We start from the raw sequence: 11,211 nt of genomic DNA, 5'->3' as shown, positions 1-11,211 counted from the left end.
AGAAACGCATCCGCGTCCGATGCGACCGAAACCGATACCGACCGATCCGCCGAAATACTGGTGAACGCACCCGTTAGCGGAATCCCTGCGGTCACGACACACACAGCCAGCGTGAACGCGAGGAGTCGCCGGTGCCGGTTCATCCGCCAGACCACCGCCGTCGACGTAGCATCGTTAGTGGATCATGTGTGAATGCCTATGGGTAGTATTGGGTCGCTTGTGAGAACTCATGGCGAGATTGGGGTCGGTTCAAGCGGTGCCTGAGCCGGCGGTTCAGCACCGCTATCGGGTCCGACCGCTTACCGGCTGGAACGCGACAAACGGTTCCTAGCTGGCCCCACACCGAAATCGATCACTTCTGGACAGCGTCCGAAACTCCGAACTGGCGCGTTTCGTCCCGTCAGGCAGTCCAGATGACCCAGAGTCGGTGAGTCTGCAGAAATCAAGAGGCGTCCAAGAGTCTACAAACCGCGCGACGAGTCACCGACGCTCCGTAATGCGACCCACGAGATCGAGCCGACGCAGTCCATACTCCACCACACCCCCGACAAGGACGATCGCGAGAAAGAGGAACCACGCACCGAAGTAGAGTGCGTGGGCGCCATCGACGCTCGCAGCAAACTCCGATCGAACGTCGAGGAAGATGAAGCCGGTGAGCAGCGTCGCGGGCACGACTAATCGGTACCGGACGAGCAGGTAGAGTGGCACCGCCGCGAGAAGCCACATCCCGAGCGTACTGACTGTATAGAGCACCCACTCGTAGCCACCCGTCATAGTCACACCGAGTCGCCGAGCGAACCACACCATCACGACGAGGTGGAGTAGCCCACCCACGGCGGCGACACCCGCGGCCTGCCGTCGAGAGACGGGTGGGGAGAGCCAGTCCGGCAAGGCAAGGGCGGCGGGCAGCCGTCGCCAGTCGGTCCGACTGACGGCTTCGACCAGCCCGGCGAACAGGAACCCGACGAGCCAGACCGAGGCGTTCACCATGTAGCGCACGATGTACAGCCCGTTCTCGACGACCATGATGCCGGTCGGTTCGTCGAGGCGTTCGAGTTCGGCGACGTCGCGGAACGTCGGCCCGGGTGGCGTGAGCTCCATTCCGAGGACGTAGCCGGTCGTGACTACGAGTGCCAGCAGCGGAACGACGAGCCGGAAGCGAAGCGCGAGCCATACCGGCAGGGCGGCGACGACCACGAGTCCACCATAGCGCCACAGCAAGCCAACCGCGGTGTACTCCGCCGGACCGACTGCGTAGCCGAGATCGAGGGCGACAGCCACGAGTACGGCCGCGTGGAGGAGGCCGACCAACAGACTGCGTGCGACACGTCGGCTGGAGGGCATACCGGATCTGGTGTCGCGCTCCGGCATCTATCTTGTCCCCCTTGGGATCGCTTGGCCTCCCGACGGTGGACTATCGCCAGGATCGTCTCGGTAGTCAACGCAATCGGGGTCGCAAGCGTCCACTTGGCCGGTCCGTTGTGAATCGACGACAGCCGAAACGGCCACCAGCTGTCGATCAGTCCACAGCGTGGGCCGCCGTCGATGATGCGCCCGCTGCGGTCTCGAGGACTGAAAGATCCACCCGGCGAAGCAGTTGCGCGTTGATCGCGACGATCACCGTACTCATCGACATCAGCAGCGCCCCCACAGCCGGTGACAGCAGAACCCCGATCGGGGCCAACACGCCCGCTGCAAGCGGGAGGGCGAACACGTTGTAGCCGGCCGCCCAGACGATGTTCTCCTGCATCTTCCGGTAGCTCGCCGTGCTCAGTTTGACGAGTCGAACCACGTCCAGCGGGTTGTTCTGGACGAGGATCACGTCGGCCGACTGGACCGCGACGTCAGTCCCACTCCCGATCGCGATACCGACATCGGCCCGCGTTAACGCCGGCGCGTCGTTGACGCCGTCGCCGACCATCCCCACGAGCTTCCCCTGATCCTGGAGTTCCTGCACTTTCTCGTCCTTGTCCTCGGGGAGCACCTCCGCGAACACCGTGTCGATGCCCAGTTCGTCGGCGACGGCGGTGGCGACGTCCTGGGAGTCACCGGTCAGCATCGCGACCTCGATACCCAGATCGTGGAGGGCGTCGACGACGCGGAAGCTCTCCTCGCGGATCACGTCGGCCATCGCGAACGCAGCAACCAACTCCCCCTCACGAACGAGATACACCACCGTCTGTGCGTTCTGCCCGGCTTCGTCGGCGAACCGCTGGAGGTGGTCGGGGACCGCACTATCGAGTTGGGTCAACAGGTTCGGCCCGCCGACGTACACCTCGTCCCCCTCGACGGTCGCGCGGACGCCCCGGCCTTTGATCGCCTCGAACCCGGACGCGTCAGGCGGGGTGAGGCCCCGCTCGTCGGCGGCCTCGCGGATGGCTCGCGCGATCATGTGCTCGGAGTCGCTCTCGACGGCTGCCGCGAGCGCGAGTGCGTCCTCGGCGTCGACGCCGTCGACGGTCGCCATGTCGACGACGCCGTGTTCGCCCTCGGTGAGCGTCCCCGTCTTGTCGAAGATGATGGCGTCCAGGTTCCGTGCCTCCTCCATCGCGATCCGGTCGCGAACGAGCATCCCGTTCTGCGCCGCGAGTGACGTGTTGATCGCGACCACGAGCGGGATCGCGAGCCCGAGCGCGTGCGGGCAGGCGATGACGAGCACCGTGACGACGCGCTCGATGACCGTCGCGTTGAACGAGACCACGAGCGTCCACGCGATAGCTGTCACGACTGCCGCCCCGACGGCCACGTAGAACAGCCAGCCAGCCGCTCTGTCGGCCAGCACCTGCGTTTGGGACTTGCTCTGCTGGGCTTCCTCGACGAGCCGCATGATGCCCGCCAGCGTCGTCTCCTCGCCCGTCGCACCGACGCGGACGCGAAGACTGCCGTCGCCGTTGATCGTCCCACCGATGACCTCGTCGCCGGGCTCCTTCGAGACCGGTTTCGACTCCCCCGTGATCATCGACTCTTCGACGGCCGAATCACCCTCCTCGACGATCCCGTCAGCAGGGACACTCGCGCCCGGCCGGACGAGCACGAGGTCGCCCTCGGCGAGTTCACTGACAGGAACCTCCTCGGTCTCTCCATCGTCAGTGATCCGCTCGGCGGTGTCGGGCATCAGCTTCGCCAACTCGTCGACGGCGCTCGAGGCACGGCGCACGGACCGCATCTCGACCCAGTGGCCGAGCAGCATGATGTCGATCAGCGTCACGAGCTCCCAGAAGAACGCCGACTGTTCGGGGAAGACCACGGTCGCGAGGCTGTAGACGAACGCGACCGAGATGGCCATCGAGATCAGCGTCATCATCCCCGGTGCCCGGTCTTTCAGTTCCGGCACCGCCATCCGGAGGAACGGGACCCCACCGTACGCGAAGACGACGACGGCGAACACCGGGTTGATCCATTCGCTCCCCGGGAACGCGGGGACGGAGAAGCCGAACCATTCCTGCAGCGTTTCGCTGTACAGGAGGACGGGGATGGACAGGACCGCCGAGACGAAAAAGCGCCGCCGAAACATCTGCTCGTGGCCTTCGTGCATGCCGCCGTGGTCATCGTGACCGTCGTGACTGCCGTGTCCGTTGTCTCCCTCGTCGTCGCCGTCGTCACTCCCCGCGGCCTCGCCGTGATGTTTGTGGTCAGCCCCGTCGGCCTTTCCGTGGGAATCATCAGCCATTAGCAAGCAATTGACACCGGGAGTGCTTCAAGGGGGAGGCAACTGCCGCTCGGCAACTCCCAGGCGACACTGCGTCTCACGTCGTGGCTGTGAGTAGTTCGTCATCTCCGACGAACTCGGACCATGTTCGCCCTCGTAGCCGAACTCGCTCGCGGCCACAATCTTGATGCTGGTTCGCCGAAAACACCGAACTCAACCCCAGTTCGGCACCCGGGGCGAACACATGACCGAGAACCCCGACGACACCGAGTACGTGGCCGTCATCGGCGACATCCGCGGCTCCCGGGAGTTGACCGACCGGAGCGAGGCACAGCAGGAGTTCAAACAGGTCGTGAACGACCTCAACCACGACCTCCCGGAGCGGGCGATCGCCTCACGCTTTACGGTCACGACGGGCGACGAGTTCCAAGTCCTCCTGACGGACGCGGCCGTCGCCGTCGACGCGGTGGTCTCGGTCAGCGACCGGTTCCACCCGGCCAAGCTCCGGTTCGGGATCGGGCTGGGCGAACTGGACACGCAGCTCAACCCGGAGCAGGCGATCGGGATGGACGGCCCGTGCTTCCACCGAGCCCGCGCGGCGATCAACGACGCCGAGGCGGAGGAGGCGTGGGTCCGCGTCGGCGGCTGGTCGAGCGCCCGCGACAGTCACGCCAACGCGATGTTCGACGTGGTCCAGTGCCTCCGTGAGGACTGGACGGACCGGCAGGCCCAGTTCGCCCGGGCCCTCGCCGAGGAGGGGACCCAGAAGGGCGTCGCCAAGCGGTACGACGTCGCGAAGTCGACCGTCAGCGAGTCACTCAGCGCCGGGCACGTTCACGAGGTCCGCACCGCCGAGGCCTCGCTGGGCGAGCTGTTAGAGGCAACCCGACCCGGAGGTGAGTCACGATGAGCGGGTGGCTGACCGGGCTCGGCCCCGCTGGAACTGCCCTCTCGCTGCTCCTGCTCGGGCACGTCCTCGGCGACTTCGCGTTCCAGACGGACGAACTCGCGGCGGCCAAGCACCGAATCCGGCCGCTGCTCACCCACGTTGGCATCGTCTTCGTCGCCCACGTGGTCGCCTTCCTCCCCCTGTTGACCGCCGAGTCAGCGCTCACTGTGGTCGCGATCGGCGTCGTGCACTTCCCCATCGACGCCGTCTCGGCCCGCATCCGACAGCGGAGAGGGAGTTCGGCCCAGCTGTTCCTCGCCGATCAACTGGCCCATCTGCTCGTCATTCTCGGTGCGTGGACCCTGGTCGAGCCAGCGGCGTGGACGCTCACGCCGGTGCTGGCCGGCGTCGGTGGGCTGGCCGCACTCCCCTGGGCCCAGGTGACCACCGGGGCGGTGTACCTCGCGGCGTTCGTGTTCGCCCACGACGGCGGGAACGCCATCGTCCGGGGCGTGCTCCCGGATCCGGACCCCGCGCCCAACTCGGAGGACGAACTCGAAGCTGGATCGCTCATCGGGAGCTTGGAGCGTTGGGTCATCCTCTTCCTCGGCGTGGCTGGCCTGTGGGGGTCGGTCGGACTCGTCGTGGCGGCGAAGTCGATCGCGCGGTTCGAGGAGCTCAAGCAACAGGCGTTCGCGGAGTACTTCCTCGTCGGCACGCTCTCCAGCGTGCTCGTCGCCATCGCGTTGGCCAGCACCGTGTCGGTGCTGGTCTGACGGGGCCTGCGGCGACTCCCAGCCAGTGAGAGCCCGGAGTCGGTTTTAAGCGCCGGCGGCGCGACGCCATCGACGTGAACGAGGAGGCAGACACAGGTGGCCTGTTCGCGCCCGAGCGCGTCGCCGTGATCGGCGCGACGGAGCGTGAGGGCTCGATCGGGGCCGCCATCATCCAGAACCTCGCCGACTTCACGGGCGACGTGGTCCCGGTGAACCCGAGTCGCGACACCGTGTTCGGGCAGCCGTGCTACCCGGACGTCGCCTCGGTTCCGGATCCCGTCGATCTCGCGGTGGTCGTCGTGCCGCCGCCGATCGCCGTCGACGCCGTCCGGGAGGCCGGCGAGGCGGGCGTGAAGAACGTCGTGGTGATCACGGCCGGGTTCAGCGAGACCGGGTCGGAGGGCGCACAGCGCGAACAGGAACTCCGGGCTGTCGCCGCGGAGTACGACCTCAACCTGGTCGGCCCGAACAGTCTCGGGGTACTCTCGACGCCGGAGGGGCTCAACGCCACGTTCGGCCCGTCGAACGCGCTCCCCGGGTCGCTGTCGTTCATGAGCCAATCCGGCGCGTTCATCACGGCCGTCCTGGACTGGGCGAACGACCAGGGGATCGGGTTCAAGGACGTGGTCTCGCTCGGGAACAAGGCCGTCCTGGACGAGTCGGACTTCCTCACCCACTGGCAGGACGATCCGGCGACGAACGTGGTGCTTGGCTACCTCGAGGGCGTCGCGGACGGCCGCACGTTCATCGACACGGCTCGGGAGGTGACCCAGGAGACGCCCGTCGTCGTCGTCAAGTCCGGGCGGACCGAGGCCGGCGCCGACGCCGCGTCCTCGCACACGGGGACGATCGCGGGGAGCGAGGCGGCCTACGAGGCGGCGTTCGAGCAGGCGGGCGTCGTCCGCGCGGAGAACGTCCAGGAGCTGTTCGACTACGCCCGCGCACTCGACGGCCTCCCGATGCCGGACAGCGACGAGGTGGGGATCGTCACGAACGCGGGCGGCCCGGGCGTGATGGCGACCGACGCCGTCGGCGACTCGCAGCTCTCGATGGCGTCGTTCACCGACGACACGCTCTCGGCGCTCGAGGAGACGATGCCCGAGGAGGCGAACATCTACAACCCGGTCGACGTGATCGGCGACGCCGACATCGAGCGCTTCGAAACGGCGCTCGACACCGTGCTCGCCGACGACGACGTGGGCTGTGCGATCGTCATCTCCGCGCCCACGGCGATCGTCGACTACGAGGAGCTCGCCGCGGTCATCGCCGACCGACAGGCCGAACACGGGAAACCCGTTGTCGCGTGCCTGATGGGCGGCGAGCGAGCCGAGGCCGCGGCGGACGTCCTCGGCGAGGCGGGCATCCCGAACTACTTCGACCCGGCCCGGGCCGTCAGCAGTCTGGACGCGCTCGCGGTCCAGCAGGACGTCGAAGCGCGGAGCTACGAGGCCCCCGCGGAGTTCGATGTCGACCGGGAGCGGGCCCGCGCGATCCTCACCGACGCCGCCGATCGCGGCGCGAGGCGGCTCGGCGTGGAGGCGATGGGCCTCCTCGACGCGTACGGCCTGCCGACCCCCGACTCGGCACTGGTCGAGGACCCCGATGCCGCCGAATCGGCGGCCGCGGACATCGACGGCGACGTGGTGATGAAGATCGTCAGCCCGGACATCCTCCACAAGTCCGACATCGGCGGCGTCGCCGTCGGCGTCGCCCAGGAGGACGTCGCCGACACCTACGAGACGCTGATGACCCGGGCCCGGAACTACCAGCCCGACGCGAGCATCCTCGGCGTGCAGGTGCAGGAAATGGTCGACACCGAGGCGGGAACGGAGACAATCCTCGGGATGAACCGGGACCCGCAGTTCGGCCCGCTGCTCCTGTTCGGCCTCGGCGGCATCTTCGTCGAGGTGCTCGAGGACACGAGCGTGCGCATCGCCCCCGTCTCCGGCCGCGAGGCGGGCGAGATGGTGGACGAACTCGATTCGGCGCCCCTCCTCCGAGGGGCACGCGGCCGCCCGTCGGCTGACGAGGCGGCCGTCGAGGAAGCCATCCAGCGGCTGAGCCAGCTCGTGACCGACTTCGACGCCATCCTCGAACTGGACGTGAACCCCCTGCTCGCCACCGCCGACGGCGTGCAAGCCCTCGACGTGCGACTGACCATCGATCCAGACCAGCTATGAACTCGCTACTCGTAACCTCGACAGACGAAGGCACCGGCAAGACCGCCGTCACGCTCGCGCTCGCGCGCCTCGCCGCCGATCGCGGCGCGACGGTGGGCTACATGAAACCGAAGGGCACGCGCCTGCAGAGCAACGTCGGCAAGACCCTCGACGCCGACCCGATGCTCGCGCGGGACCTGCTCGACCTGGACGCCGCGATGCACGAGATGGAACCGGTCGTCTACTCCCCGACGTTCATCTCGGGCGCCATCCGCGGCCAGGAGGACACCACAGCGCTCCGCAAGCGCGTGCGTGACGCGTTCGACGGCCTCGCCGAGGGGAAGGACACGATGATCCTCGAGGGCGCCGGCGACCCCGCGACGGGCGCCGTCGTCGACCTCACGGACGCCGACATCGCGGAGGTGCTGGACAGCCAGGCGGTGCTCGTCGCCCGGTACCAGGAACCCGGCGACGTCGACCAGCTCCTCGCGGCCGCCGAGAACCTGGGCGAGCGCTGTCTCGGCGTCGTGTTCAACGCGGTCTCCAGTGCCGCCTACGACGAGGTCGAGACCGACGTGGTGCCGTTCCTCGAGTCCCGCGACGTGCCCGTCCTGGGCGTGCTGCCGTGGGAGCGCTCCATGGCCGGCGTCACGGTCGCGGACCTCACGACGGAACTCGGCGCGGACTCGCTGACCGGCGCCGCGACCGACGCCCTGATCGAGCGCGTCCTCGTCGGGGCGATGAGCGGGGAGAGCGCGCTCAGTCACTTCCGGCGGACGAAGGACGCGGCCGTCATCACGGGCGGGGACCGGGCGGACGTGCAGGCGGCGGCACTCGACGCCCCCGGCGTCAACTGTCTCGTGCTCACGGGCGGGCACCGACCGTCCGGGGCGATCCTCGGCGAGGCCGAGGAGCAGGGCATGCCGGTGTTGACTGTTCAGTCGGACACGATCACGACGATCGAGCGGATCGAGTCACTGATCCACGGGGGCCGGGTGCGCGACGAAGCGACCGTCGAGATGATGCAGGAGCTGCTCCACCAGCACGCCGACGTCGACGCACTGCTGGACTGAGGGGTCACGTTCCACTACCCGGGGGTGCGGGGCTGGGTTGCGAACGGCGGAGATCGTTTTTCCGCTGTCTCGAGTGCGAGGAGCGCGACCTCAGTCGACGGTCACCCGTTCGAAGCGCCGAACGGCGTAGGCCGCCGACGCGAACGGGGCGATCCCCAACGGCACCAACGCGACGCGGGCGGCGAAGCCCAGACCGGCGCCGTCGATCGAGATACCGAACGGCAGTACCCACGTCAGTATCCCGGCAGCGACCGTCTCGACGACCGGTTCGGAGACGATCGCGCCCGTGGCGACGACCGCGACGATGTAGGCGGTGAAGACGGCGAACGCGAGCAGGCTCGGCACGATCGCTTTGGTCGACCGGGTGATGTTTACCGCCTCGTAGCGCGGGAACGCCATGCCGACCCCGACAGCGAACGCGCTGCCGACGAGAATACTCACCGGCGTCGCGAGGACGACAGCCGTGACTAACCCGGGGCCGAGCGGCGAGAGGACGGCGACGACGGCAGTGATGACCGTCCCGAGCGGGACGGCGACGATCGCGCCCGCGAGCAGGTGAGCGCCGACGAACTCGCGGCCGCCGATGCGGGAGAGGACCGTTGCCGGTAACGCGGCCCCCTGGTCACCGAGGGGGTTGAGCGTGAACACGACGGCGCCGCCCCACGCGACGAAGACGAGCGCGAACCCAGCGCCGATCGCTGGCACCTCGCCCGTCTGGATGGTCTCGGTGAGGAAGCCGACGACGAACAGCAGCGGGTAGGCGACGTACAGCAGCTTCAGCGGCGCCCGGATTGCCCGCTTCCACGCCAGCACCGTCACGGCCGCGGTTGGGCGACCGACGACACCGGCGATGGCGTCCTCGACCGCGCGGAACCGGTCGCCACTCGTCGACTCGTCGTCTTTCGACCCGGTTACGACGGAGTCGGCGAACCAGTGCGCGTCAGCGATCCGGGTCGTGACGACGGCGCTAGCGACGCCGAGACCTGCTGCGAGGGGGATCGCACCACCCGCACGAACGGGGTCGATCGCGACGGCTGCCGTCCCGGCCAGCGCGATGTCGGCGACCCAGCCGGTGGGGGCCTGCTGCATCGGCTCGAACACCCGGAGGACGAACTCCCCGAGCGCGCCGGTCGTGACCAGGGCCATATAGGCGACGAACGCGAGCAGGATCAGGACCGTCCGGTGGCGCGCGACGATCCCGATCCGGGTGGCGACGTGTCTGATGCCGAGGCCGAGTGGGTAGCCGACTGCGACAGCGGCGACGACGGCCACCGCCGCCGCGACCGGGAGTGACAGTACCAGCCCCCAGGCCCCTGTCGCGGCCGCGTAACCGACCCCGGCTGCGACGAACAGCGGCACCGCGTAGCTGCCGGCGAGGACGCTCTCGGAGAGCAGCATGCCGACGGCGGCCTCCCGCGTCGGCACGACCGAGAGCAGCCCCACGTCGTTCTCGAGCGTTCCACGGGTTCCCACCGTCCGCACGGCGACGATGACGGTGAGGAACAGCCCCAGGATCGCGAAGGCCCCGCGGGCGATCGCGATCAGGGACCAGTCGACTGGCAACTCGGCCCCGAGCCCGACCTCGCGACCGAACAGATACGAGCCGTAGCCCGTGCCGAGGCTGAACAGCCCGACGAACAGGACGAACACGATCAGCTGGCTCTTCGAGTCCACTGCCTTCCGGAGGGATCGGCGCACGTCGACGGCCGCGATGGTCCGACCGTGGCTGAGCGTCCCGGCGACGACGCTCCCGAGCCCACCGGTGGAGTCCGCGTCGCTCACGCCGGTTCCTCCACGGCGTCGACGGGTTCGTCGTCGCGGTCCTCGGTGAGGTTGAGGAACGCGCTCTCCAGGCTCGTCGACTCGTCGCGTTCCGCGCGGCGCTTCAGTTCGGCCGGCGTCCCCTCCGCGACGAGGTCGCCCTCGTGGAGCACGCCCACTTTGTCGGCCAGTTCTTCGACGACCGAGAGGATGTGCGTCGAGAGGAAGATCGTCACGTCGTGGTCGGCGAGTTCGGCGACGAGGTCCTTCACCGTCCGCGCGGCGCGGGGGTCCAGCCCGGAGGTCGGTTCGTCGAGGAAGATGACCTCGGGTTCGTGGATCACGGCCTGGACCATCCCGAGTTTCTGGCGCATCCCTTTCGAGTAGCCTTCGACACGGCGATCGGCGGCGTCGACGAGGTCGAACCGCTCGAGGTAGGAGGCGATCCGTTCGCTCGCTACGTCACGCGGGATGTCGTGCAGGGCGGCGACGTAGTGGAGATTCTCCCGGGCGGAGAGCTCGTCGAAGACGGGCGGGCTCTCGGGGAGGTAGCCCAGGTGGTCGATCACACCCTCGCGATCGGTGATCGACGTTCCGGCGACGAAGGCTTCGCCCGCGGTGGGTCGGGTAAGCGTCGTGAGCATCCGCATCGTCGTCGTCTTCCCCGAGCCGTTCGGGCCGAGAAAGCCGTAGACGACGCCGCTGTCGATCGCGAGGTCGAGGCCGTCGACGGCGACCACGTCGCCGTAGCGCTTCGTGAGGTCCCGCGTCTCGATCGCCGGCGTCGCCGCGTCGTGAGAGGGCATTGCTGGGAACCTGTTCGCCAGCGTACGTCAAACCCCTCCCTGTTTCTCGCCGGGAGGCAGTCGCCGGGTCGCGCATCCAACGCTCTCCTTACGCGCTG

Annotated in this window: 8 protein-coding genes; 4 read left to right on the top strand and 4 right to left on the bottom strand. The window is 68.3% G+C overall.

Features of this window, described 5'->3' with window-relative positions; translation table 11 throughout:
* Window positions 1-480: 480 nt before the first annotated feature.
* Both BMZ83_RS12570 and BMZ83_RS12565 read right to left on the bottom strand, forming a co-directional pair.
* Window positions 481-1,344, bottom strand: a complete 864-nt coding sequence (locus tag BMZ83_RS12570) for a hypothetical protein (protein WP_074879195.1) — start codon at window positions 1,342-1,344, stop codon at window positions 481-483.
* Between the two features lie 175 nt (window positions 1,345-1,519).
* Window positions 1,520-3,535, bottom strand: coding sequence for a copper-translocating P-type ATPase (locus BMZ83_RS12565; protein ID WP_074879236.1), 2,016 nt, complete (start codon window positions 3,533-3,535; stop codon window positions 1,520-1,522).
* A gap of 358 nt (window positions 3,536-3,893) precedes the next feature.
* Between BMZ83_RS12565 and BMZ83_RS12560 the strand changes: the two genes are divergently transcribed.
* The 4 genes from BMZ83_RS12560 (at window position 3,894) to BMZ83_RS12545 (ending at window position 8,546) form a co-directional block, all read left to right on the top strand.
* Window positions 3,894-4,559 carry a SatD family protein gene (locus tag BMZ83_RS12560; protein ID WP_074879193.1) on the top strand — a complete coding sequence of 222 codons (666 nt, stop codon included), beginning with the start codon at window positions 3,894-3,896 and terminating at the stop codon, window positions 4,557-4,559.
* The gene (locus tag BMZ83_RS12555; protein ID WP_074879191.1) at window positions 4,556-5,314 is read left to right on the top strand and encodes a DUF3307 domain-containing protein; all 759 of its coding nucleotides are present in this window, start codon (window positions 4,556-4,558) and stop codon (window positions 5,312-5,314) included. Before BMZ83_RS12560 ends, BMZ83_RS12555 begins: the two co-directional genes overlap by 4 nt.
* A 74-nt stretch (window positions 5,315-5,388) precedes the next feature.
* Window positions 5,389-7,494 (top strand): acetate--CoA ligase alpha subunit, encoded by a 2,106-nt coding sequence (gene acs / locus BMZ83_RS12550; protein ID WP_074879189.1) that lies wholly within the window; start codon window positions 5,389-5,391, stop codon window positions 7,492-7,494.
* The gene (locus BMZ83_RS12545; protein ID WP_074879188.1) at window positions 7,491-8,546 is read left to right on the top strand and encodes a phosphotransacetylase family protein; all 1,056 of its coding nucleotides are present in this window, start codon (window positions 7,491-7,493) and stop codon (window positions 8,544-8,546) included. Before acs ends, BMZ83_RS12545 begins: the two co-directional genes overlap by 4 nt.
* A gap of 90 nt (window positions 8,547-8,636) precedes the next feature.
* Here the strand turns inward: BMZ83_RS12545 and BMZ83_RS12540 are convergent, their stop codons facing one another.
* Window positions 8,637-10,328, bottom strand: coding sequence for a hypothetical protein (locus BMZ83_RS12540; RefSeq protein WP_074879186.1), 1,692 nt, complete (start codon window positions 10,326-10,328; stop codon window positions 8,637-8,639).
* Window positions 10,325-11,113 carry an ABC transporter ATP-binding protein gene (locus BMZ83_RS12535; protein WP_074879184.1) on the bottom strand — a complete coding sequence of 263 codons (789 nt, stop codon included), beginning with the start codon at window positions 11,111-11,113 and terminating at the stop codon, window positions 10,325-10,327. The genes BMZ83_RS12540 and BMZ83_RS12535 overlap by 4 nt, the downstream gene beginning before the upstream one ends.
* Window positions 11,114-11,211 lie beyond the last annotated feature (98 nt).

Origin of the sequence: Halolamina pelagica (assembly GCF_900115675.1) — an archaeon.
GTDB classification, from domain to species: Archaea; Halobacteriota; Halobacteria; order Halobacteriales; family Haloferacaceae; genus Halolamina; species Halolamina pelagica.
The sequence above is the reverse complement of the archived record's forward strand: the minus strand, read 5'-3'. Positions and strand labels throughout refer to the sequence as shown.

Coding starts and splice junctions, on each gene's coding strand:
- BMZ83_RS12570 (WP_074879195.1), bottom strand. CDS start 1,344: ATGCCCTCCAGCCGACGTGTCGCACGCAGTCTGTTGGTCGGCCTCCTC.
- BMZ83_RS12565 (WP_074879236.1), bottom strand. CDS start 3,535: ATGCACGAAGGCCACGAGCAGATGTTTCGGCGGCGCTTTTTCGTCTCG.
- BMZ83_RS12560 (WP_074879193.1), top strand. CDS start 3,894: ATGACCGAGAACCCCGACGACACCGAGTACGTGGCCGTCATCGGCGAC.
- BMZ83_RS12555 (WP_074879191.1), top strand. CDS start 4,556: ATGAGCGGGTGGCTGACCGGGCTCGGCCCCGCTGGAACTGCCCTCTCG.
- BMZ83_RS12545 (WP_074879188.1), top strand. CDS start 7,491: ATGAACTCGCTACTCGTAACCTCGACAGACGAAGGCACCGGCAAGACC.
- BMZ83_RS12535 (WP_074879184.1), bottom strand. CDS start 11,113: ATGCCCTCTCACGACGCGGCGACGCCGGCGATCGAGACGCGGGACCTC.